A 22,969-nucleotide genomic window follows, 5' to 3' on the forward strand; every position below is an offset into this window, starting at 1 on the left:
ATGAAACCGAATGCCGCGGCTTACAGCCAACGCTTACTCAAGGGCCAGGCACCGACCTACGAGCGCCTGCAAGCGCGCCTGGCCGAAGATGGCAGCGCACTGGCCGCCGACCCGATTGCCGTGCATTGCGGCTGGGGCCGTTTGTTGATCGGCCACACCTTTCCCGACCCTGCAAGCCTGGCCCAGGAACTGCTCAACGAGCAGCCCGGCGAGCGTGATATCGCGTTGTACGTGGCCGCGCCCCAGCAGATCCTCGGTATCGACCCGCAGCAACTGTTCCTCGACCCGTCCGACACCCTGCGCCTGTGGTTCACCGACTACCGCCCGGCCACCCGCGTGTTTCGCGGCTTTCGCATTCGCCGGGTGCAGAGCGACGCCGACTGGCAAGCAGTCAACCACCTGTATCAGGGCCGCGGGATGCTGCCCGTCGACCCGCAGCGCCTCACCCCACGCCATCAAGGCGGCCCGGTGTACTGGCTGGCCGAAGATGAAGACAGCGGCGCGGTGATTGGTAGTGTGATGGGCCTCAATCACCACAAAGCCTTCCACGACCCGGAGAACGGTTGCAGCCTCTGGTGCCTGGCCGTCGACCCTCAATGCACACGCCCTGGCGTCGGTGAAGTGTTGGTGCGCCACTTGGTGGAGCACTTCATGAGCCGAGGCTTGAGCTACCTGGACTTGTCGGTGCTGCACGATAACCGTCAGGCCAAGAACCTTTACGCCAAGCTCGGCTTTCGGGCGTTGACCACCTTCGCGATCAAGCGCAAGAACGGCATCAATCAACCGCTGTTTCTAGGCCCGGGGCCCCAGGCGGAGTTCAACCCTTACGCACGCATCATTGTCGAAGAAGCCCACCGGCGCGGCATTGATGTGCAAGTGGACGATGCCGATGCGGGCCTGTTCACCCTTAGCCACGGCGGGCGTCGCGTGCGTTGCCGTGAGTCCCTGAGCGACCTGACCAGCGCCATCAGCATGACCCTGTGCCAGGACAAGAGCCTGACCCACAAGGTGCTCAAGGCTGCGGGCTTGCATGTGCCAGTACAACAGTTGGCGGGCAGTGCCAACGACAACCTGGAGTTTCTCGACGAACACCAGCGCATCGTGGTCAAGCCGCTGGATGGCGAGCAAGGTCATGGCGTCGCCGTGGATTTGCAGAGCATCGAGGAGGTGCAGCAGGCGATCGAAGCGGCGCGCCAGTTCGACAGCCGCGTGTTGCTGGAAAGTTTCCACGAAGGCCTGGACCTGCGCATCCTGGTGATCGGTTTTGAAGTGGTCGCGGCTGCGATTCGTCGCCCCGCCGAAGTGATCGGCGACGGTCAACATTCGATTCGAGCGCTGATCCAGGCGCAAAGCCGTCGTCGCCAGGCGGCCACCGACGGCGAGAGCAAAATCCCGCTGGATGCAGAAACCGAGCGCACCCTCAAAGCCGCAGGTTACGACTACAACAGCATCCTGCCCCGTGGCGTGCAACTGGCCGTGCGACGCACCGCCAACCTGCACACCGGGGGTTGCCTGGAAGATGTCACGGCGATCCTGCACCCGACGCTGATGGACGCAGCCGTGCGTGCGGCGCGTGCCCTGGATATCCCCATGGTCGGCCTGGACCTGATGGTGCCTGCGGCCGACCAACCGGAGTATGTGTTTATCGAAGCCAACGAACGGGCCGGCCTGGCCAACCATGAACCGCAACCCACGGCCGAGAAGTTTGTGGATTTGTTGTTTCCACACAGTCAGCCGTCGACTTGAGTGATGTATCGCCTGTACCGGCGCCTTCGCGAGCAAGTTGAATCGTCGCACCGCCGCTCCCACAGTTGAAATGCATTCCAAATGTGGGAGCGGGCTTGCTCGCGAAGAGGCCGGCACAGGCAACGAGTCTCCACCCCTCATCGAAACCATCGATGCCCTCAACTCATCAGGAGTTTCCATGACCCGAACCATTCCCGAACCCGATCTCGCGTACCTGCAAAAAGTGCTGCTGGAGATGCTCGCCATTCCCAGCCCCACCGGCTTTACCGACACCATCGTGCGCTACGTCGCCGAACGCCTGGAAGAGCTCGGCATTCCGTTTGAAATGACCCGGCGCGGCACCATTCGCGCCACCCTCAAGGGCCAGAAAAACAGCCCTGACCGCGCCGTCTCCGCACACCTGGACACCATCGGCGCCGCCGTGCGTGCGATCAAGGACAACGGGCGCCTGACCCTGGCGCCGGTGGGCTGCTGGTCGAGCCGCTTTGCCGAAGGCAGCCGCGTCAGCCTGTTCACCGACAACGGCGTGATTCGCGGCAGCGTGTTGCCGCTGATGGCCTCCGGGCACGCGTTCAACACCGCCGTGGATGAAATGCCGGTGAGCTGGGACCATGTGGAGCTGCGCCTGGACGCCTACTGCGCCACGCGTGCCGATTGCGACTCCCTGGGGATCAGCATCGGTGACTATGTGGCCTTCGACCCACTGCCCGAGTTCACCGAGAGCGGGCATATCAGTGCTCGCCACCTGGACGACAAGGCCGGCGTCGCCGCCCTGCTCGCCGCGCTCAAGGCCATTATCGACAGTGGCGAACCGCTGCTGATCGACTGCCACCCGCTGTTCACCATCACCGAGGAAACCGGCAGTGGCGCAGCAGCTGCCCTGCCCTGGGATGTCAGTGAGTTTGTCGGCATCGACATCGCCCCGGTTGCCCCGGGCCAGCACTCCAGCGAACACGCGGTGAGCGTGGCGATGCAGGATTCCGGCGGGCCGTACGACTATCACCTGTCCCGACACCTGCTGCGCCTGGCTGCGGATAACGACCTGCCGGTGCGTCGCGATCTGTTCCGCTATTACTTCAGCGATGCGCACTCGGCGGTCACCGCCGGCCATGATATTCGCACCGCCCTGCTGGCGTTCGGTTGTGACGCCACCCATGGCTACGAGCGTACCCACATCGACAGCCTGGCCGCCCTGAGCCGCTTGCTGGGCGCCTACATCCTCAGCCCGCCGGTGTTTGCCAGCGATGCGCAACCGGCCCAGGGCTCCCTGGATCGGTTCAGTCATCAGATCGAGCATGAAACGCAAATGGAGAGCGACACCCGCGTGCCCTCGGTGGACAGCCTGGTCGGCCAGAAGTCCTGACGCGGTGAGTTGATACTGGCAACAAAGGTCCCGGCGCAGTAGCATCGCCGGGACCTGACACCTGAGGCTTGTATGCTGATTCCCTACGATGCACTTGAAGTCGACACCCTGACCCGCCTCATCGAAGACTTCGTCACCCGCGACGGCACCGACAATGGCGACGACACGCCCCTGGAAACCCGCGTGCTGCGCGTGCGCCAGGCGCTGACCAAAGGCCAGGCGCTGATCGTCTTCGACCCCGAGAGCGAGCAATGCCAGTTGATGCTCAAGCACGATGTGCCCAAGCATCTGTTTGACTGAAAAGCTGCGCCTAAGGGTTGGGCACCGGCACGGGATGGGTAGCCTGGCCCTCGCCTTTGAGCATCTTGCGGTACACCTCGGCGCGGTACACATTGACGCCCATCGGTGCCTCGATGCCGAATTTCACATGAGTACCGTTCACTTCAAGGATGTACACGGTGATGTCATCGCCAATGGCGATGGCTTCGCCTATGGAACGGCTTAAGACCAGCATGGCGGTTGTCCTTTGCAAATAACAGGACCCCGACCATGCCCCCTTGGCAGCGGACCGGCAATGGCTTGCGGGCAAATCAGGCGACGCCTACACAGGTAGGTAATTTGCCTGACAGACCCCAGCCAAATCAGCCCTTCACGGCCTGCGCCTTGGCGCGCATCTTGTCGGCCATCAGTGTCATTTCGTCATACAGCAACTGCGGATTTTTCTGTTTCAACGCCCAAGCCATGCGGCCTTGCTCGTGGGGCAGGATCATGAATTCGCCTTCGGCCACGCGCTGGTAAATGTAGTCGGCAATATCTGCTGCCGAGATAGGCGAACTCTCAAGCAACTTGCCCACTTGAGCCTTCATGGCTGGGGTTGGCCCACGGAACGAGTCGAGCAGGTTGGTCTGGAAGAACGACGGGCACACCACGTGCACGCCCACTTCCTGTTGCTTGAGCTCCACCAACAGGCTCTCCGACAACGCCACCACGCCCGCCTTGGCCACATTGTAGTTGCTCATCGCCGGGCCTTGCATCAGCGCTGCCATTGACGCGATGTTGATGATGCGCCCCTTGCTCTTTTCCAGCAGCGGCAGGAACGCCTTGCAGCCTTTGACGACGCCCATCAGGTTGATTGCGATCTGCCAGTCCCAGTCCTCAAGGGACAGTTCAGCGAAGAACCCGCCCGAGGCCACGCCGGCGTTGTTGACGATCACATCGATGCCCCCGAGCTTCACCTCACAGGCCTGGGCAAAGGCCGTGAGCTGGCTGTAGTCACGCACGTCACAGCGCTGGGTAAAGCCATCACCCCCCGCTTCGCGAACCTGCTTGAGGGTTTCCTGCAAACCGGGCTCGCTGACATCGGACAACGCCAATTGCCAGCCTTCACGGGCCCAGCGCAAGGCGATTTCGCGACCCAGGCCAGACCCGGCGCCAGTGATCATCATGCGGTTTTGCATAGGAGGTAGCCTTGTGGTTCACGAAAGAAGTGACCGGCAGTGTAGCGAAGGTTTTTGCTCTACCCACGCACCATCAGGGTGATGAATGCCCCGGGCAAACCGTGGGCTCGGTCGCAGGCGTGCATATAGACTAAGTTCAATTTTTTTCAACTGATTAGTTCAAGTTGCGCACGCGTTAAAAGAAATAAGCGACACATCAAAATGTTTTATAAAAACAATGAATTTTCTACGAAGTGGCAGAGTCGGAATGGGTAAGGCGTCCCACTGTACATGGACGAACCAACGGTTAAACAGCCGGTTTTTGCAAAGAACCTATAAGGAATAAAACCATGAGCCTCATTCTGATTATTATCCTGATCCTCCTGCTGGTCGGTGGCCTGCCCGTGTTCCCGCACTCGCGTAACTGGGGGTATGGACCGTCGGGTATCCTGGGTGTGGTACTGGTTGTTCTGCTGGTGCTGTTGTTGCTCGGCAAGATATAAACGCCGCGCTACGCTTTTGTAGGAGCGAGCTTGCTCGCGAATAACTTACAGGCGCCGCGTTTATTCAGGAAGCGCACGTTATCGTTGACGTTTTTCGCGAGCAAGCTCGCTCCTACAATAAGGAGCAAAAAAAGAGGCCCTCTCGAGGGCCTCTTTTTTATTGCCGGTCAGTTAGTCCGGCTTGCCGTCCACCACACCTGCGGTGTTATCCAGCAGGCTCTTGGTCGCGGTCTGCAGGAACGACTCGAGCTTCTGCTTGAGCGCAGCTTCGTCCGGCGATTCAGGAATCACCTTGCCCGTCGGCTCGGCGCCCAGTGTGTATTCCCACAACTTGGGTGGCATTTCCTTGGGCAGTACCAGTACGCGGTCGCCGGTGAGCAAGGCCACGGTCTGGTCGCTACCCGATGGCTTGATCACGCCGAAACCCTTGTCACCTTCCGGCAGGTTCAGCAGGTCGCGCCCCCAGCACTGGTGCAAGGTATCGCCGCCCAGGCGGCCCATGATGGTAGGCACGATGTCGATCTGGGTGCCCACAGTATGGTCACGCTCACCGAACTTCTCGCGCATGCCCGGTGCAATCATCAGCATCGGCACGTTGAAGCGGCCCAGGTCCATCTCGGTGATCTGCTGCTCATTGCCAAAGCCGTGGTCACCGACGATCACGAACAGGGTTTCCTTGAAGTACGGCTCCTTGCGGGCCTTTTCAAAGAACTGGCCCAAGGCCCAGTCGGAGTAGCGCATGGCCGTCAAATGCTCGTTGAGGCTGCCACGGTCGGTGACTTTCTCAACCGGCAATGGGGTCGGCAATGCGTACGGCGTGTGGTTGGACAGGGTTTGCAGCAGTGCGTAGAACGGCTTGCCGCCTTCGCGCGCCTTCAGTTCTTCCAGGCCACGGTTGAACATGTCCTGGTCGGACACGCCCCAGGTCGGGTCAGAGAACACCGGGTCGACGAAGTCATTGCGGCCGATGAAGTTGGTCATGCCCTGGTTGCTGAAGAAGCCCGACTGGTTGTCCCAGGCGAAATCGCCGTTGTAGACATACACATCGTCGAAATCACGCGCACTGAGCAACTGCGGCAGGCCCGACAGCTTGTGGCTGCCTTCCGGAGTCTGCATCAGGTATTCGAAACCTGGCAGGTTCGGGAAGCAGGCCATGGTGGCGAACATACCCTGGTGGGTGTGGGTGCCGTTGGAGAAGAAGCGGTCGAACAGCAGGCCCTCCTGGGTCAGCTTGTCGAAGTACGGAGTGATATTGCCCGGACGTCCCAATGCGCCCACCGAGTGACCGGCGAAGCTTTCCATCAGGATGACCACGACGTTCTTGACCGGCAGGGTTTTCTCCGCCGGTGGGGTGAAGTCACGGCGCACGGCAGCGGTGTCGGTATCGACCAGTTTCTCGGTCGGTAGCACCAGCATGTCACGTACGGTCTGGGTGGCCAGAGGCTGTTCCAGGGTGGCTTTCCAGACGTTGTCACGGTGCTCGGAGAAACGTGCCTTGGCTGCACCGATCAACGACAACGTACCGTTGAGGCCCAACTGGTTGGCGAAGTTCGAGTCGGTGGTATAGACGTCACCCCAACGCAGCGGCGGCCCCTGGCGCAGGGTGCCACGGATGGCGACCACGGCGACCAGCAGGCAGACCATGAACACCGCGATGCGGCTGTACCAAGGCGCCACCTGGCGCGTGCTGATGGTGCCACCGCTGAACGGGCCACGTGGGCGCGTTGCGCGGTCAGCGCCCTTGAAGGCCATGCTCAGGATCAGCGTGCCCAGGGTCCAGGCCAGCAGGTAACGCACCACCGGGAAACCGTACCAGAGCATGCTCATCACGGTTTTCGGGTCTTCCTTCACATACTGGAAGACTAGGCCGTTGAGGCGCTGGTGGAATTCGCGGTAGAAGTCCATCTCCATCAGGCCCAGGAACAAGGCGATGCTGGACGCGACGGTCAGCCACAAACGGAAGAACCCGCGCGCCGCCATGGCCCGCACGCTGAACAGCGCCAACAGCAGCGGAATCAGCAGGTACATCACCAGGCGAATGTCCAGGCGCAGGCCGTTGGCGAACGCTTCGAGGAACGTCGAGGCCGGCGTATCGAGGATCATCTCGCGGTTGTAGACCAGCAACGCCAGGCGCAGCAGGGAAAACATCACCATCATGACCAGTGCGCAGAGCAGCGTGTACGCCAGATGGGATTTGACGGTCGGTTGCAGCAGGCGATTTGAAGCTCGCTGCTGATTCAGGGCGTCCGGGTTTGCCATGTCGTTTTAGGACCCATTGGAAGTTTAAGTTGCGAAATAATGCAGTGGCGTCCGTCCCTCGCCCAGGCTGGCTGGGGTAGGCGGTTAACGCGGTGGCGCAAATGGTGCCCGATCAAGGCCGGCAAGGCTATTAATTACTGAACGCATGCCACGGCCCTGCCTTTAAGGGCGCTGGAGATAGAGCCCTGGCAGCCGGATAAAGCCGGCGAATTGTCTTGGATGGGATGTGAAAATTTCGTGCGGCGAATAGTTTCGACACACAAATCTAATTTTTGTAGGAGCGAGCTTGCTCGCGAAAAACTCACAGGCACCGCGTTCATCCAGAAAGCACGCGTTATCGTTGACGTTTTTCGCGAGCAAGCTCGCTCCTACACTTGCATTAGGGCTTGCTCAGGTTTAGATCCGCACGTTACCGCGCGGCCCGGCGATAGCCCAGATGATCAGGCCCAGCACTGGCAACAGCAGGATCAACAGGATCCACAGCACTTTGGCGCCGGTGCTGGCGCCGCTTTTGAACACGTTGATGATCGCCCAGATATCCAGCGCGAGGATGATCAGGCCAATCAGACTATTAAACGTGGAACCCATGGTGTCGCTCCTAAGTGAGGGCATGCACTTGTAGGATAGTCAGCCTTGGCGCGGGTTCCGTTTTATTTCAGACGTGTACGGCAATCTTCAAGGCTTCAAGCGAGGGCTCGGCCTTGATGCCGACTTCGGCACACAGTTCCAGCACTCGCGCCAGGTCGTTGCCGAACACCAGCACTGCCTGGATCTCGTCATCCAGCAACTGGCTGAAATTCATCAGCACATAACCGCCGTCTTCCGGGCTCAGGGCGCTCATCTGGATCTGGATGCGGTTGAGCGCGGTCAGATCTTCGGTCTTGGCCAGTTGCTTGGGCTTGAGATTGAACGCCACTCCCGGACCGAACGACGCGACGATCTGGGCAAACAGGTCGCCATAGGTATCGGCCTGGAACAACACCGTGTCCGGCAGGCTACCGACCACCACCCACTCTCCCAGCGGGATCGGGAAACTGTCGTCGTAGTTGATATCAGGATTGGCCGCCAGGAACGCCGCCGGGTCCGCGTAGGCCTGGGCCGCTTCGTCGGCGATACGCGCTACTTCGTCCTCACCCATGACGCCGGCGCTGATTTTACTGATGAGTTCGACGAGGGCGGTTTGCATGGGGCGATCCTGTAACGGGCAAGTTTTCGAGGGCGCGTAGCCTACACCAGTTTCTGCAACTGCGCCGCCGTATCCACCGCGCCCATGGTCTGCGCAGCGGCCAGCGCCGTCGCGCCTTGTGCATCGGTGGCCTTGGGGTTTGCGCCTTTACCGAGCAGGTAATCAACCATGTCGACGCGGTTGAACATCGCCGCCATCATCAAGGCCGTACGCCCGTCCGAGGAGGCCGCCTCAACCGGCGTGCCGCCTTCGATCAATGCCTGGACCACCGGCAGGTTGCCTTTGAACGCCGCGCCGGCAATCGGCAACTGGTTCTTGTCGTTGGCGATCAGGGGGTCAGCCTTGAACTCCAGCAGCACTTTGACCGCCTCGGCATGGCCGTGGTACGCCGCGAGCATCAACAAGGTGTCGCCATTGTGATTACGAAAGTTGGCCGGCAGGCCTTTCGCCAACAGAGCGGCAAGCATGGCGGCGTCGCCGCGCCGAGCGACGTCGAAGACTTGCTCGGCAAACTCGGCGGCTTCGTCTTCGGTCATTTGTTTAGGCTGATCTGACATGGGGGCTCCTTGCTGAGGCGACTGACATAACTGTTTAAGGCGCCCAGTGTCGCGATGGAGTTCCCCGGTGTCATGGCTTTTTTGTCAAAAGCCGCCATAGCCAGAATCAATAACGGAATTGCCCGCCCTGGATCTGCGCCAGCAGTTGCCCGGTCACCGGCACATAGCTGTCCGAACCCGGCAACCAGGCGTAGACCGGGTCATTGCCAGCCTTGTCCGGGTCGAACCCTTGCTCCTTGAGTTTCACTTTCTGGTACTTGAACGTGCCGGTGGTTTCCATCTTTACCTTGATCCGCAAAAACAACGGCACCGCATAAGGGGGCAACTGGCCGTGGGCGAATTGCAGCAGTTCGCGCATGTCCAGGCTGGCCAGGGATTCGCTGGGGGTGATGGCGACCATGCCGGCGCGGCCGTTGGTGTTGTCGATCTCGACGCCATAGGCCACCACTTCAGCGATCTGCGGGTGTTTCAGCAAGATGTTTTCCACCTCGGTGGTCGAGACGTTTTCGCCCTTCCAGCGATAGGTATCCCCTAGGCGATCGACAAATTGCGCATGGCCGAAACCGATGCTGCGCACCAGGTCGCCGGTGTTGAAATAGCGGTCGCCTTTTTCAAATACGTCGGTCAGTACTACCTTGCGGTTCTTTTCCGGGTCGGTGTAGCCGTCGAAGGGCGACTTTTCATCAATGCGCGCCAATAACAGGCCCTGCCCGCCGGTGGGCACCTTGACCATGAACCCATTGCTGCCGCGCAGCGGTTCGCCGGTGTCATGGGCGTAATCCACCAGCGCCCAATGCTGCAGGCAAAAGCCGATGGTGTTGTCAAAGTTCAGCACGTTGGTAAAGCCGATATTGCCGTCGCTGGCGGCATAGAGCTCGCAGATATGCTCCACACCATAACGCTGCTTGAACTGCGCCCACACACCGGGGCGCAGGCCGTTGCCGACCATCTTGGTCACCTGGTTATCGCGGTCCTGCGCACTCGCGGGCTGGTCGAGCAGATAGCGGCACAGCTCACCGACATAGCCCAGGGTGGTCGCCTTGAACTTGCGTGCATCGTCCCAGAACTGGCTGGCGCTGAATTTGCGCCGAATGGCAAAGCCCGACGCGCCGATAATCGCCGCCCCCCAGCACACGCACAAGCCGGTGGCGTGGTACAGCGGCAAAGTGCAATACAGGACGTCCTGCGGCCCCATGTCCAGGGCGATACTGCCGAAGCTCACGGCGGTTTTGGTCCAGCGCCCGTGCTTCATGATGCCGGCCTTGGGCAAGCCGGTGGTGCCGGAGGTGTAGATATAGAAGCAGGGATCGTGGAAGAACACCTGCGCGGAACTCGCCGGGTTGTCCACCGGGCTTTCGGCACTGGCGGCCATCAGGTCGATGTAGCCGTCGGGCACCGCACTGCCGGGCTGATCGGCCACGAACCAGGTGCGCTCGGCCGGGATCCGGACTTGGTCGCGCACCGCCGCATAAGCGCTCAGCAATTCCGCGCCGACCACCATGGCAACCGGGTTGACCAGGGTCAGGCTATGTACCAGCGCCCCTTGAGTTTGCGCCGTGTTGAGCATGGCGCAGATGCCGCCCAGCTTGGCCACGGCCAGCACGTTGAGCAGCAACTCGGGGCGATTCTCGATAAACAGCGCCACCACGTCACCCTTGCGGATGCCCTGGGCCTGCAAGTGATGGGCAATGCGATTGGCGCGCTGATTGGCGTCGCGGTAGCTGATCACGCTGTCCCCATAAAGCAGGGCAGCACCGTCCGGGTTGCGCAAGGTGGCTTGTTCGAAATGCCAGCCCAGGCCGCAGGGTTGCCTGGGGTCGGTGACGTTGGCCTCACGCATGCCGCGCATTACGCGCGGGAGCGCCCGAACGATGGCTGGCACCTTTCGCAGCATCATGCTCCAGGTAATCATGTCGTTTTGCTGATGACTCATGGCAGGACGTCCTTTTCTTATTCTTGGTCTGGTCCAGGCACATCGACTGGTGTAGCGGAAAATACGTCAGCGGTTCTTTGGCTGTACACGCGGGATTTGAAAAGTTTTGTATCCCGTGGCGGCGGCCAGCCGATGCTTATCTCTCTGACACCCCACCATCCAAATGTGGGAGCTGGCTTGCCAGCGATGACGGCCTGACAGCCAACCGGGATTTTTTCCCAGCAAAGGGCGGTCAGTCGTTACAGCCCTCCCCTTCCTCCCAGGTAAATCACCGGGCAGATAGCGCAAAATGCAGGATGCACGATGGCTCTTCATGCAAATTGCACGAAAATGAAAATCCTGAAAATTTATAACTAATTGATTTATAACGATTTTTCAGAATAGCCAATACTGGCACAATCACTGCACCTACCACTCCATGCTTGCCAACTTGAGCCAATGGAGCTGATAGACATGAGCCTGATCCAAGATAAATTCGCTTCGGTATTCTCCAACTACGACGTCACCACCCAGCCACGTCCGGACGGCGGCATCCTGTTGACCCTGCGCAACAGCGAAGGTAAGCAGGTCAAGCGCTCGATCTCTTATCAACAGCTACACACAGCCGACCAACTGACCTGGGTCATCAGCGCTATTCGCCGTGACTTGGCTGAACAAGCCAGCGAACTGCCGCAGATTTCGATGCTGCAAAGCCAGAACCGCTTTGCGCTGCCGACTTATCATTCGGCCTAAGCTGGAAATCTGAAAAAAAGGGCCGCGACGCTACTCAGCGTCGCGGCCCTTTTTCATGCCGTTAACATAAGCCCTGGCGGGCAGCCTCATTCTTTGCCTGTACACGGTTGGTGACATCCAACTTGCCGTAGATGTTGCGCAGATGAAATTTCACCGTGGCTTCAGAGGTGGCGCGAATCTGGCTGATTTCCCAGACGGTCTTGCCCTCGGAGGCCCATCGCAGGATTTCCAGCTCCGTGGAAGTCAGCGGCTTGCCGGACAAGCTCATGCGTTTTCTGATAGCCGTCGGCACGATAACCAACGGGCGATACGTCTCCTCGGGGCCACTCATTGTTCTCTCCTTATATCTGCTGATGCGCTGCCATCTTTCGGATTCCTCCTATTGACAGATGGCATAAACATTGACGCTGAACAGAGAGTTACATAAAGAGTGGAATCAAAGCGCACGGCACAGAACAAACAGCTGTGCCCTACAAATAATTAAGTTTCTTCCCACAGCAACTTCCAACTTGCCAGGGTTGAACATTCCGTAATCTATGCTTAGTCATCCAGCCCTGGAAAGCGGGTGGCAATCGCATCGCCGGTAAAAGAAGGCACAACGCCTTGGGCCGTGTTGAACAAACGCAGTGTCACACAGTGCGGGTTTTCGCCCATGTCGAACCAGTGCAGTACACCGGCCGGGATGATCAGCAAGTCATTCTTTTCACAGCGCAGGCTGTAGACAGAGTCGCCTATGTGCAGCGTAAACAGCCCCTGGCCTGCGATGAAGAAACGCACCTCGTCTTCACTGTAGGTACGTTCGTCCAGGAACTGCGCACGTAACTCATCCTTCTGTGGATGGTCGTGGGTCACGCTGACCACTTTCACAGCGGCGTAGCCGAGGGCTTCGATCTGAGCCTGGTAGGCGGCAATCATTTCAGCATCAGTGGCGCCCTTTTCTATCGGGCGGGGCTGCCAGCGTTCAAAACGCACACCGTGCTCGGCCAGGGTCGACTGGATGTCGTCGGCATGGGTCAACACCTTGTTCGGGGTGTCCGGGGTGGCGATGGAGTAGACGGCTACATAGCTCATTGCACGGTTCCTTGGTTCGGCTCTTGCAATCGAAGGCCAATGATAATGGCGGCGGCCAGGGCCGCGAGGCTGGCGATACTGAACGTGAAGGTTGGCCCCAGCAGGTTCCAGCTGTAACCGGAATACAGGGCACCGAGCGCGCCGCCGGTGCCGGCCAGCGCGGCATAAAGGGCCTGGCCCTGGCCTTGCTGGCGGTCGCCGAAGCTGCGTTGCACAAAGGCAATCGCCGCCGCGTGGAAGCTGCCAAACGTGGCGGCGTGCATCAGCTGCGCCACCAGCAGCAGCCAGAAAACCTCGGCAAATGAACCCAGCAGCCACCAGCGCAGCGCCGCCAGGAGGAAACTGGCGAGCAGCACCCGGCGCACCGAAAAGCGTGCAAGGATACGGCTCATGGCCAGGAACATCAGCACTTCCGCCACCACCCCCAGCGCCCACAGCAGGCCGATCACGCCACGGCTGTAGCCCAAGTACTCCAGGTGCAGGGTGAGGAAGGTGTAATACGGGCCATGGCTCATTTGCATCAGCGCCACGCAGGCGTAAAACGCCAGCACACCAGGGCTGCGCAATTGCTTGAGAAAGCCATCGCCGGCCAGGCGGTTGCCGTGGCTGGCCGGCTGCGCGTTCGGTACCCAGAGGCTGGCGCCAATGATGCCGGCCATGATCACCACGACTACCACCGGGTAAATATCCAGGCTCAGCCAATCGAACAGCCGCCCCATGATCACCACGGTAAGGATAAATCCAATGGAGCCCCACAGACGGATCTGGCTGTAGCGCGAAGTTTGCTTGTGCAGGTGCGCCAGGGTGATGACTTCAAACTGCGGCAGCACCGCGTGCCAGAAGAACGCGTGCAGGGCCATCACCAGCGCCAGCCAGGCGTAGGTCTTGCTGACGAAAATCAGGGAAAAACTGACCAGGGTACACACCGCGCCGAATCGCACGATGGCCAGGCGCCGGCCGGTGTAGTCGCCGATCCAGCCCCACAGGTTGGGTGCCACGCAGCGCATCAGCATGGGAATGGCCACCAGCTCGCCGATGCGCGCGCTGGAGAAACCGAGGTGATCGAAGTACAGCGCCAGGAACGGCGCTGTCGCCCCGAGCAGGGCGAAGTAGAACAGGTAGAAGCTGGAGAGGCGCCAGTATGGGAGGGCTGGGGTCATTTTATTCAGGGCTGCTTCGCAGCCCAGCGCGAGCAAGCTCGCTCGCCACAACAAGCTCGCTCGTTGCCCCAGGCAATCACAGTTGGCCCAGTATCGGGGTACTCACGCGCACTTCGGCATTTTGCCCGCGGTTACGCAGCAGGTGGTCCATCAGCACGATGGCCATCATGGCTTCGGCAATCGGCGTGGCGCGGATGCCGACGCACGGGTCGTGGCGGCCCTTGGTGATCACATCCACCGGGTTGCCGTGCACATCGATCGAACGGCCAGGCGTGGTAATGCTCGACGTGGCCTTGAGCGCCAGGTGCGCCACGATCGGCTGGCCGGAAGAAATACCGCCGAGGATGCCGCCCGCGTTGTTGCTGAGGAAACCTTCAGGGGTCATCTCATCGCGATGCTCGGTACCGCGCTGGGATACGCAGGCGAAGCCGGCGCCGATTTCCACGCCTTTCACCGCGTTGATGCTCATCAGCGCATGGGCCAGTTCGGCGTCGAGGCGATCAAAGATCGGCTCGCCCAGGCCCGGCTTTACGCCTTCGGCCACGACGGTGATCTTCGCGCCGACCGAGTCTTGGTCGCGGCGCAACTGGTCCATGTAGGCTTCCAGTTCCGGCACCTTGTCCGGGTCGGGGCAGAAGAAGGCGTTGTTTTCGACGCTGTCCCAGGTCTTGAAGGGGATTTCAATCGGGCCCAACTGGCTCATGTAGCCACGGATGACGATGCCCTGGGTGGCCAGGTATTTCTTGGCGATGGCACCGGCAGCCACGCGCATGGCGGTTTCACGCGCCGAGCTGCGGCCACCGCCACGGTAGTCGCGTTCGCCGTATTTGTGGTGGTAGGTGTAGTCGGCATGGGCCGGGCGGAACAGGTCCTTGATCGCCGAGTAGTCCTTGGACTTCTGGTCGGTGTTGCGAATCAACAGGCCAATGGCGCAGCCCGTGGTGCGACCTTCGAACACTCCGGAGAGGATTTCGACTTCGTCCGGTTCCTGGCGCTGGGTGGTGTGGCGGCTGGTGCCGGGCTTGCGGCGGTCGAGGTCGCGCTGCAGGTCGTCCAGGCTCAGCTCCAGGCCTGGCGGGCAGCCGTCGACAATGGCGACCAACGCCGGGCCATGGCTTTCGCCCGCGGTGGTGACAGTGAACAGCTTGCCGAAGGTATTGCCGGACATGCAGGGCGCTCCGTGAAATCAGTTGAATCAAGTCAACCGTAATAACTTAAGGCGGCCAGTATACGCAGGCTAACCGACTAGTTCATCCTCGAAACCTTACCGGTAGACGTTGGTCCAACCGGCACCTCTCCAATGATGGCGCGATGATGCTGCGAGTTCTGCTGTTCACCCTCACTCTGTTTACCGCCGTGGCCCAGGCCGCCGCCCCTGTCGTATTGCAACGCCCGATCAGCCTGGACACCGGCAGCGGCCAACTCTTTGGCTCGTTGCTGTTGCCGCAATCGGATAAACCGGTGCCGGTGGTGCTGATCATCGCCGGCTCCGGCCCCACCGACCGCAACGGCAACAGCGCCGACGGCGCCCGCAATGACAGCCTCAAGCGCCTGGCCTGGGTACTGGCCCGGCATAACATCGCCAGCGTGCGCTACGACAAGCGCGGCGTGGCAGCGAGCCTGGCGGCCACGCCGGACGAGCGCAACCTGACCCTGGAGGCCTATGTGGCCGACGCCGTGGCCTGGGGCAAGTTGCTCAAGGCCGACAAGCGCATGGGCCCGCTGATTGTGCTGGGCCACAGTGAGGGGGCGCTGGTCGCCGCCCTCGCCGCGCCGCAACTTGAACCGGCCGGGGTCATTTCCTTGTCTGGCAGCGCACGCCCGGTGGACCAGGTTATCCGTCAGCAACTGGCCGATCACTTGCCCCCTGCCCTGCTGCTGCGCAGTAATGAAATACTCGATCACCTCAAGGCCGGCCAGGTGGACGCCGACGTGCCGCGCCCACTGGAGGGTATTTTCCGACCCAGCGTGCAGCCGTATCTGATCAGCCTGTTCCGCGCCGATCCGTCGGCCGCTTTTGCCCGATTGGACATGCCGGCGCTGATCATTCAGGGCACCAACGATATCCAGGTTGGCGTAGGCGACGCCCGGCAACTGAAGAGGGCCAAGCCCGATGCGCAGTTGACGGTGATCGAAGGCATGAACCACGTGATGCGCATCGTGCCCAATAACGTGAAGCAGCAATTGGCCTCCTACAACGACCCGAAACTGCCGCTGGCAGCGGAGCTGGGCCAACGTATCGTCAGCTTTATCGAAGGACTTCAACCCCGTTAAGCGGCAATTGGCCTCCAGTCCTGTGAAAACCGGCCGATAAGTCCAGAGTCGACAGTAAAAAGACTGTCGGCTCGCAGGGCTTGGACAGGATCGCGCCGCATGACAACCACCGAAACAACACCCGACTCTACCGTCGACACCCCGGCCGCAACCGAGGCCGCAACAGCACCGGCCCTGCCGTGGGCGGACGTTCACGCCGAGCATTTCAAAATGCTGCGCCTGGCCCCGCTGGCCACCGACCGCGCGACCGGCGCACGGCCGTTGCGCTTTGTGCAGTTTGGCTATGCCGAGCGCCACGACAAACACCACAGCCTGTTGCGCATGGTCATCGAGTTACCGGGCCAGCGGGTACGGCGCGAGCAGAACCATTTGGATATCTGGGTGGATCACGATAAACACCGCGTGCACTTCGGCCCAGGCAACAGCCTGGAAATCGAACCGGCCAACCGCGGTATCGGGCGCTTTCTGGTGGCCCAAGGCGCTGCATGGGCGAAGAAGAAGTGGTCACACTACCGCGTCGACGGCGTGGACCTGGCCAACAAGGACGCCCTCAACGAAGCCACGCGCCTGCGCCGCGATCACTTCCTGCGTATCCAGGGTTTCGATGTGGCCTACGCCGATGTGCAGCACCTCAAGGGCAATGTGCAACCCGGCAAGGTCAGCGACGTGCTGGACAGCTGGAATACCGAGAAAGTGCAGTTCGTCGAGATCCTGGAAGCCGCGCAAATGCTGCAACAGGCCGAGCAGAACCTGGCGGAGCAGGAAGTGAAACTGCGCAAGGAAGAGGAAAAAGTCACCAAGTTCAAGCGTGAGGACAGCGGGCTGCGCTTTACCATCACCTGTCTGGTGGCGTTTACGGTGTTTCAGGCGGGGTTGTTGATCTGGATTGCCACGCACCGTTAACAGACTGAAATGCTACCAATGTGGGAGGGGCTTGCCCTGATACCAGTAGGAGCGAGCTTGCTCGCGAAAAACCCATAGGCGCCGCGTTTATTCAGGGAACACGCGTTATCGTTGACGTTTTTCGCGAGCAAGCTCGCTCCTACAGAGTTCTACAATTAGATCCGGGCAGCGAAAACGGCCTGGTGCTGACGGCACTGTTCAGCCGTCAACATGAACACCCCATGCCCACCGCGCTTGAAGTCCAGCCAGGCGAAGTCCACTTCCGGGTACAGCGCCTCGACATGCACCTGGCTGTTGCCCACTTCGACAATCAGCAAGCCCTTCTCGGTCAGGTGGTCCGCAGCTTCAGCCAGCATCCGGCGTACCAGGTTCAGGCCGTCGTCACCGCAGGCCAGGCCCAGTTCCGGTTCGTGCTGGTATTCATCGGGCATGTCGGCGAAATCTTCGGCATCCACGTAGGGCGGGTTCGACACGATGAGGTCGAAACGCTGGCCGGGTAACCCGTCAAAACCATCGCCCTGCACGGTGTAGACCCGTTCGTCGACGCCATGGCGCTCGATATTCTGGTTCGCCACTTCCAGGGCTTCGAAGGACAAGTCTCCCAGCACCACTTCGGCCTCGGGAAATTCATAGGCACAGGCGATGCCGATGCAGCCGGAGCCGGTGCACAGGTCGAGGATGCGTGCCGGCGGCTGGGCCAGCCAGGGTTCGAAGCGGTCTTCAATCAGCTCGCCTATGGGTGAACGCGGGATCAATACGCGCTCATCGACGATAAACGACATGCCGCAAAACCAGGCCTCGTTCAACAGGTAGGCCGTTGGCACTCGCTCATGGATACGGCGATGCAGCAAGCGCTGCACATGGGAGATTTCCTCTTCTTCGAGGTTGCAATCGAGGTAGCTGTCGGCGATTTCCCATGGCAGGTGCAAGGCGCCCAGCACCAATTGCCGGGCTTCGTCCCAGGCATTGTCGGTGCCATGGCCAAAAAACAGGTCTTCCCCATGGAAACGGCTGACAGCCCAACGGATATGGTCGCGCAAGGTGCGCAGGCGGGAAGTGATCACGGGGGCAAGCTCCTGGAAAAAACGACTGGCGATTCTAACAGCCTTCACCTGTACCGACGATGTACGAAAAACCTGGCGCCGTACGTCGGATTTCATCCAATTTGCCCGCATTGTGTTAAACAGGCCTGCCTCTTGACATGGCTGCACGCCAGCAACGGCGTACCTTACGATAGTAGCGATTCACAGAAGCGCTCAGCCAGTGGACAATGTCGCAAAAGCCCCACTCACAGGAGCCCCAGAATGTCCGTTCCAAAGACGATGTTTCAACTCAGCGGTCGCGGTTACGCAGCAGCCAACCTCAATCATGCGACCCTGGTGATCATCGACGCCCAGAAAGAATACCTCAGCGGCCCGCTCGCCCTCTCGGGCATGGACGCGGCGGTAGAGAACATCAAGCAGCTTGTGACCGCAGCGCGCAGTGCCGGGCGCCCGATTGTGCATGTGCGCCACTTGGGCACCGTGGGCGGCTTGTTTGACCCTCAGGGCGAGCGCGGCGAATTCATTCCGGGCCTTGAGCCTGAGGGTGACGAAACCATCATCGGCAAACTGCTGCCCAGCGCCTTCCATGGCACCGGCCTGGAAAAACACCTGCAGGACCTCGGCTCCCTGGACCTGATCGTCTGCGGCTTCATGAGCCACTCCAGCGTCAGCACCACCGTGCGTGCGGCCAAGAACCTGGGCTTTCGCTGCACCCTCGTGGAAGACGCCTGCGCCACCCGCGACCTGCCGTACAAAGGCGGCATCCTGAGCGCCGAACATGTGCAGCAAACCGAAATGGCCATCATGGCCGACAACTTCGCCACCCTGACGCTGGCCAAAGACCTGATCTGATCATGCTGGCGGTGAGCGGCGTGTTTATTGCTCCGCTCATCCGCAAAGCCCTTTCATTTGGCGCATTTACCCCTCCCCCCGGAACAACCTGTGTATCTTCCGGTCGAAGGGCCGATACCCTGGAGGAAAGGTCGGAATGAAGATATCCGATGGTTTTGATGCTCGTCGCTTGCGCCCCAAGGGCCCGAGCAATTGGCGTCTGCGCCTGGTAGCGTGCATTGCCGCGTTGCTGGCGATAGTAGGCTTGTTGTTGGCGGGCGCTGGTGGCGCCGGCCTGTTTGGGCATTCGCCGGCACTCGGCGAACTGAATGCCAACCCGGGCGGCTCGGCACTCCTGCTGGGGATCGGCTTGCTGGTGCTGTGGTTGGGTGTGTGGTTGTGGCGTCGCAGCCGTCGGAAAATGCGCCAGCCGCTGTCGTTGAATATCGCCTCTCACCTGATGAAAAAGCACGACTGATGGCGCTTGGATAGCGTTTCCTGCGCCCTGGCCGCCGCGATTTAGGTAAACTGCCCGCCCTTCGCGGAGGCTGACATGCAAGACGACGATTTTTCCCTGTTCAAAAACGAGCTGCGCGGCGTCAAGCCGATCAAGCACGACCGCGCCGACACCGGCAAACCCAAGACTGACCGGGCGCAGATCGCCAAGCTGCGCCAGGCCGCGACCGTGCGCACCGATGCCACTACCGTGGACGGCCTGTCGGACCAGTTCGTGATCGACGTCGGCCCCGAAGATGAACTGATGTGGGCCCGCGACGGCGTGCAGGAAAGCCAGATGCGCAAGCTCAAGGCCGGCCAGATCCCGTTCGAAGGCAGCCTCGACCTGCACGGCATGACCGTGGAAAAAGCCCGGGAAACCCTCTGGGCCTTCCTGGCCGAAGCGACTAAATTCGAAATCCGCTGCGTACGCGTCACCCATGGCAAGGCTGTGCGGTTGGACGGCAAGCGCCCGATGATCAAGAGTCACGTCAACACCTGGCTGCGCCAGCATGCCCAAGTGCTCGGTTTTACCTCCTGCCAGGCCCGTCACGGCGGTGCTGGCGCGGTGTATGTGATGCTCAAGCGCACCATGATGGAGGGGCGCGACGAGTAACAAGTGCCATCGTCAGGCTTGCAGCGATGTGTCCGCCACCGTAACCTTGCGCTTTGCGAAAATCCCACAGGTAGTTTCATGTCCCTGGAACAGAATTACACAGAGATTCTCGGCCAACTCGGCGAGGACGTGTCCCGCGAGGGCCTGCTCGACACGCCAAAGCGTGCCGCCAAGGCAATGCAGTACCTCTGCCGCGGTTATGAACAGACACTCGAAGAAGTCACCAACGGTGCCTTGTTCAGCTCTGACAACAGCGAAATGGTGCTGGTCAAGGACATCGAGCTGTACTCGTTGTGCGAGCACCATCTGCTGCCGTTTATCGGCAAGGCCCACGTGGCGTATATCCCGAGCGGCAAAGTGCTGGGCCTGTCGAAGGTCGCGCGTATTGTCGACATGTATGCGCGCCGCCTGCAGATCCAGGAAAACCTCAGCCGCCAGATCGCCGACGCCGTGTTGGAAGTGACAGGCGCCCTGGGCGTGGCCGTGGTGATCGAAGCCAAGCACATGTGCATGATGATGCGCGGTGTCGAGAAACAGAATTCGTCGATGATCACCTCGGTGATGCTGGGTGAGTTCCGCGAGAACGCGGCCACCCGCAGCGAATTTCTCAGCCTGATCAAATAACCGGCCAGGCAGGAAAAAACCGGCGTTCATCGCCGGTTTTTTTTCGCCTGCAGAATTCAGGTAAGCTGCGCCCCCTCAGTCATGGGCAAGAGGTTTCAGCCATGTTCGTCAAAGCACTTCGAGTGGGCCTCGGCCACGTCATCATCGCGGGCGACTTTCTTACCCGCCCACGCAAAAAACAACGCCCGGCCGAGCAACAGGCCAAGGTCAATGCTGCGGCCAAGGACCTGACCCTGTATCAGTTCCACGCCTGCCCGTTCTGCGTGAAGACACGTCGCACCCTGCACCGCCTGAATGTGCCGGTGGCGCTCAAGGACGCGAAGAACAACGAACAGGACCGCCAGACCCTGCTGGAGCAAGGCGGCAAGATCAAAGTGCCGTGCCTGCGCATCGAAGAGAACGGCCAGACCACCTGGATGTATGACTCCAAGGTGATCATCGACTACCTGGACAAGCGCTTCGCTGCGATCTGAAGCCCGCTGCGATCAATGTAGGAGCGAGCTTGCTCGCGAAAAACTCACAGGCACCGCGTTTATTCAGGAAGCACGCGTTATCGTTGGCGTTTTTCGCGAGCAAGCTCGCTCCTACATAAATCAGGTCGGTATTGTCAGGTCGAGATCCAACAGTGCCGAGCCCAGGCACTTGCCGTGAGCATCCAGCGCCAGCGAGCGGGTCACGCCGCCGCGCAGGATGCCCGGCAACACGAAGTTCAGCGCCTGCACATTCGGCAACTCATAACGCTGAACGGGGGCCGCTAGCGGCTCCAGCAAATCCTTGAAAAATGCCGTGACGCGCTCTGCCGTCAGTTGCTCGCACAGCAATGGGTAGTCCTGCGCGCGATAGGCAATGATCGAGATGTTTGACGTGTCGCCCTTATCCCCGGTGCGGGAATGGGCCAGCGTATGCAGTTTCATTCTTCAATCCTCGGTTTGACCGCTTCACGGGGCAACAGCAACGACGCCACCGCCACCACCTGGCGTACGCTCTTGCTCGCCCCACCGCCGCCGGCAGGGCCGTTGGTGTAGAGGGTCTCCACTTCATTGCCGACCCGCACGGCGTCGCTGCGCTCGTCACAACGGGCGGCAACCCGCAGGCGCACTTCCCAAGGCTCGACGCTGCTGCGAGGACCGTGCAATGAATCCATGCCGATCAACTCGGCGCGCAGATCCTGCATGTTTACGCCGATCAACGCGAGACGCTTGAGCACCACTTCCCGCGCCAACTCAGCCCGTGCGACAGCGCCGGGACCGCCGTAAGACATCTGCCCTTCACCAATCCAACCGTCCAGATAACCGACGCTGACCTTCAGTTGTTCAGGCCGGGCACGCCCACTGGCTCCCTGGGCACGCACCCGGTCCACGCTCTCCTCGACAAATCCCACCTGGGAAAAGTCGGCCGTCACATCCGGGGTCAAATACGCCGCAGGGTCGTGAACTTCATAAATCAACTGTTCGGCGCAGGTCGCGCGGCTGACCCGCCCACCGGAGCCTGCCACCTTGGTGATCAACGCATTGCCGTCGGCGTCGATCTCGGCCAGAGGGAAACCCAGGCGCGCCAAGTCCTCCACATCCTTGAAGCCTGGATCGGCGAAGTACCCGCCGCTGACCTGCCCCGCGCACTCGAGCAAATGCCCCACCAGCGTGCCCCGGCCCAGTCGCGGCCAATCATCGAAGGCCCAGCCGAACTCGAACATCTGCGGCGCCAGGAACAGCGAAGGGTCGGCCACGCGCCCGGTGATCACCACATCGGCGTCGGCTCGCAGCGCTTGAACAATGCCCTCCACGCCCAGGTAGGCATTGGCAGAAATCAGCCGCTCACCCAATGCACCTACGGTCTGGCCGTTATCCAGCAGCTGCTCGCCAGACAAGGTATGCAGCACGTCATCCCCGACCACCGCCACGACCTTGAGGCCCAGGCCCAGCTCGCCGGCAATGCGCCGCACTTCCCCGGCCGCCGCCAACGGGTTTGCCGCCCCCATGTTGGTGATCAATCGCAGGCGTCGACGCCCCGTCCCCTGCCCCACAAAGGGCAAGACACGGCGCATGCGCTCAGCGAGCAGCGGGTCATAACCGCCCTGGGGGTCGCTGATACGCGCCTGTTGCGCCAGGGCGATGGTGCGCTCGGCCAGGCATTCGAAGACCAGGTAATCCAGGTCGCCGTGTTCGGCCAGTTCCACGGCAGGTTCTATACGGTCGCCGGAATAGCCGGCGCCGGACCCGATACGCAAGGTGTTCATT

At 60.8% G+C, this 22,969-nt stretch carries 26 protein-coding genes; 12 read left to right on the forward strand and 14 right to left on the reverse strand.

Going from position 1 to position 22,969, the window contains the following annotated elements; translation table 11 throughout:
* The 3 genes from ngg (at position 1) to BUE92_RS26045 (ending at position 3,409) form a co-directional block, all read left to right on the forward strand.
* The gene (gene ngg, locus BUE92_RS26035; protein WP_073527030.1) at positions 1–1,746 is read left to right on the forward strand and encodes an N-acetylglutaminylglutamine synthetase; all 1,746 of its coding nucleotides are present in this window, start codon (positions 1–3) and stop codon (positions 1,744–1,746) included.
* A 178-nt stretch (positions 1,747–1,924) separates the two neighbouring features.
* The gene (locus tag BUE92_RS26040; protein ID WP_057011711.1) at positions 1,925–3,109 is read left to right on the forward strand and encodes an osmoprotectant NAGGN system M42 family peptidase; all 1,185 of its coding nucleotides are present in this window, start codon (positions 1,925–1,927) and stop codon (positions 3,107–3,109) included.
* Between the two features lie 72 nt (positions 3,110–3,181).
* Positions 3,182–3,409: a YheU family protein gene (locus BUE92_RS26045; protein WP_003192759.1), complete on the forward strand. Its 228-nt coding sequence runs from the start codon at positions 3,182–3,184 to the stop codon at positions 3,407–3,409.
* A gap of 10 nt (positions 3,410–3,419) precedes the next feature.
* On the opposite strand, the gene csrA is transcribed toward BUE92_RS26045, so the two are convergent.
* Together csrA and BUE92_RS26055 are read right to left on the reverse strand one after the other, a co-directional pair.
* Entirely contained in the window at positions 3,420–3,623 is a 204-nt protein-coding gene (csrA, locus tag BUE92_RS26050) for a carbon storage regulator CsrA (RefSeq protein ID WP_073527031.1), read from the reverse strand.
* Between the two features lie 127 nt (positions 3,624–3,750).
* The gene (locus tag BUE92_RS26055; RefSeq protein WP_073527032.1) at positions 3,751–4,566 is read right to left on the reverse strand and encodes an SDR family oxidoreductase; all 816 of its coding nucleotides are present in this window, start codon (positions 4,564–4,566) and stop codon (positions 3,751–3,753) included.
* Between the two features lie 329 nt (positions 4,567–4,895).
* Between BUE92_RS26055 and BUE92_RS26060 the strand changes: the two genes are divergently transcribed.
* Positions 4,896–5,048: a DUF3309 family protein gene (locus tag BUE92_RS26060; RefSeq protein WP_003192767.1), complete on the forward strand. Its 153-nt coding sequence runs from the start codon at positions 4,896–4,898 to the stop codon at positions 5,046–5,048.
* Positions 5,049–5,219: 171 nt separating this feature from the next.
* On the opposite strand, the gene BUE92_RS26065 is transcribed toward BUE92_RS26060, so the two are convergent.
* From BUE92_RS26065 to BUE92_RS26085, 5 genes are all read right to left on the reverse strand, one after another.
* Entirely contained in the window at positions 5,220–7,307 is a 2,088-nt protein-coding gene (locus BUE92_RS26065; protein ID WP_073527033.1) for an LTA synthase family protein, read from the reverse strand.
* A gap of 396 nt (positions 7,308–7,703) precedes the next feature.
* Positions 7,704–7,895: a PLDc N-terminal domain-containing protein gene (locus BUE92_RS26070; RefSeq protein WP_003192770.1), complete on the reverse strand. Its 192-nt coding sequence runs from the start codon at positions 7,893–7,895 to the stop codon at positions 7,704–7,706.
* Between the two features lie 67 nt (positions 7,896–7,962).
* Positions 7,963–8,493 (reverse strand): hypothetical protein, encoded by a 531-nt coding sequence (locus BUE92_RS26075; protein WP_073527034.1) that lies wholly within the window; start codon positions 8,491–8,493, stop codon positions 7,963–7,965.
* Positions 8,494–8,534: 41 nt separating this feature from the next.
* Positions 8,535–9,050: an ankyrin repeat domain-containing protein gene (locus tag BUE92_RS26080; RefSeq protein ID WP_060767627.1), complete on the reverse strand. Its 516-nt coding sequence runs from the start codon at positions 9,048–9,050 to the stop codon at positions 8,535–8,537.
* A 106-nt stretch (positions 9,051–9,156) separates the two neighbouring features.
* Positions 9,157–10,983, reverse strand: coding sequence for a long-chain-acyl-CoA synthetase (locus tag BUE92_RS26085; RefSeq protein ID WP_073527035.1), 1,827 nt, complete (start codon positions 10,981–10,983; stop codon positions 9,157–9,159).
* 453 nt (positions 10,984–11,436) lie between these two features.
* Between BUE92_RS26085 and BUE92_RS26090 the strand changes: the two genes are divergently transcribed.
* Positions 11,437–11,715: a DUF3509 domain-containing protein gene (locus tag BUE92_RS26090; protein WP_003172952.1), complete on the forward strand. Its 279-nt coding sequence runs from the start codon at positions 11,437–11,439 to the stop codon at positions 11,713–11,715.
* Positions 11,716–11,776: 61 nt separating this feature from the next.
* Here the strand turns inward: BUE92_RS26090 and BUE92_RS26095 are convergent, their stop codons facing one another.
* The 4 genes from BUE92_RS26095 to aroC form a co-directional block, all read right to left on the reverse strand.
* A complete protein-coding gene (locus tag BUE92_RS26095) occupies positions 11,777–12,046 on the reverse strand; it encodes a response regulator transcription factor (RefSeq protein WP_054896323.1) in 270 nt (89 codons plus the stop codon).
* Between the two features lie 209 nt (positions 12,047–12,255).
* Positions 12,256–12,786, reverse strand: coding sequence for a 1,2-dihydroxy-3-keto-5-methylthiopentene dioxygenase (locus tag BUE92_RS26100; RefSeq protein WP_073527036.1), 531 nt, complete (start codon positions 12,784–12,786; stop codon positions 12,256–12,258).
* Positions 12,783–13,946 (reverse strand): MFS transporter, encoded by a 1,164-nt coding sequence (locus BUE92_RS26105; RefSeq protein WP_073527231.1) that lies wholly within the window; start codon positions 13,944–13,946, stop codon positions 12,783–12,785. Before BUE92_RS26105 ends, BUE92_RS26100 begins: the two co-directional genes overlap by 4 nt.
* A gap of 76 nt (positions 13,947–14,022) precedes the next feature.
* The gene (aroC, locus tag BUE92_RS26110; RefSeq protein ID WP_073527037.1) at positions 14,023–15,114 is read right to left on the reverse strand and encodes a chorismate synthase; all 1,092 of its coding nucleotides are present in this window, start codon (positions 15,112–15,114) and stop codon (positions 14,023–14,025) included.
* 143 nt (positions 15,115–15,257) lie between these two features.
* Between aroC and BUE92_RS26115 the strand changes: the two genes are divergently transcribed.
* Complete coding sequence (locus BUE92_RS26115; protein ID WP_073527038.1) at positions 15,258–16,220, forward strand: alpha/beta hydrolase; 963 nt, start codon at positions 15,258–15,260, stop codon at positions 16,218–16,220.
* A 99-nt stretch (positions 16,221–16,319) separates the two neighbouring features.
* Positions 16,320–17,123 (forward strand): hypothetical protein, encoded by an 804-nt coding sequence (locus tag BUE92_RS26120; RefSeq protein ID WP_073527039.1) that lies wholly within the window; start codon positions 16,320–16,322, stop codon positions 17,121–17,123.
* 155 nt (positions 17,124–17,278) lie between these two features.
* On the opposite strand, the gene prmB is transcribed toward BUE92_RS26120, so the two are convergent.
* Positions 17,279–18,187, reverse strand: coding sequence for a 50S ribosomal protein L3 N(5)-glutamine methyltransferase (gene prmB / locus BUE92_RS26125; protein WP_057709807.1), 909 nt, complete (start codon positions 18,185–18,187; stop codon positions 17,279–17,281).
* A 240-nt stretch (positions 18,188–18,427) separates the two neighbouring features.
* On the opposite strand from prmB, the gene BUE92_RS26130 reads away from it, so the two are divergent.
* The 5 genes from BUE92_RS26130 to BUE92_RS26150 all read left to right on the forward strand — a co-directional run bounded on the left by BUE92_RS26130 (position 18,428) and on the right by BUE92_RS26150 (position 21,205).
* Entirely contained in the window at positions 18,428–19,018 is a 591-nt protein-coding gene (locus BUE92_RS26130; protein ID WP_073527040.1) for a cysteine hydrolase family protein, read from the forward strand.
* Between the two features lie 136 nt (positions 19,019–19,154).
* Positions 19,155–19,475 carry a hypothetical protein gene (locus BUE92_RS26135; protein WP_073527041.1) on the forward strand — a complete coding sequence of 107 codons (321 nt, stop codon included), beginning with the start codon at positions 19,155–19,157 and terminating at the stop codon, positions 19,473–19,475.
* 75 nt (positions 19,476–19,550) lie between these two features.
* Positions 19,551–20,108: a Smr/MutS family protein gene (locus BUE92_RS26140; protein WP_003192796.1), complete on the forward strand. Its 558-nt coding sequence runs from the start codon at positions 19,551–19,553 to the stop codon at positions 20,106–20,108.
* 78 nt (positions 20,109–20,186) lie between these two features.
* Entirely contained in the window at positions 20,187–20,732 is a 546-nt protein-coding gene (gene folE, locus BUE92_RS26145) for a GTP cyclohydrolase I FolE (RefSeq protein WP_003192797.1), read from the forward strand.
* A 101-nt stretch (positions 20,733–20,833) separates the two neighbouring features.
* Positions 20,834–21,205 carry a glutathione S-transferase N-terminal domain-containing protein gene (locus tag BUE92_RS26150; RefSeq protein WP_020302241.1) on the forward strand — a complete coding sequence of 124 codons (372 nt, stop codon included), beginning with the start codon at positions 20,834–20,836 and terminating at the stop codon, positions 21,203–21,205.
* A 120-nt stretch (positions 21,206–21,325) separates the two neighbouring features.
* Here BUE92_RS26150 and BUE92_RS26160 read toward each other — a convergent pair whose 3' ends face one another.
* Both BUE92_RS26160 and BUE92_RS26165 read right to left on the reverse strand, forming a co-directional pair.
* Entirely contained in the window at positions 21,326–21,646 is a 321-nt protein-coding gene (locus tag BUE92_RS26160) for an AtuA-related protein (RefSeq protein ID WP_073527043.1), read from the reverse strand.
* On the reverse strand, positions 21,643–22,968 hold the full coding sequence (locus tag BUE92_RS26165) for an acyclic terpene utilization AtuA family protein (protein ID WP_073527044.1): 1,326 nt from the start codon (positions 22,966–22,968) through the stop codon (positions 21,643–21,645). The genes BUE92_RS26160 and BUE92_RS26165 overlap by 4 nt, the downstream gene beginning before the upstream one ends.
* Between the last annotated feature and the right edge of the window lies 1 nt (position 22,969).

This window comes from Pseudomonas fluorescens, from assembly GCF_001902145.1.
Lineage (GTDB): Bacteria > Pseudomonadota > Gammaproteobacteria > Pseudomonadales > Pseudomonadaceae > Aquipseudomonas > Aquipseudomonas fluorescens_BV.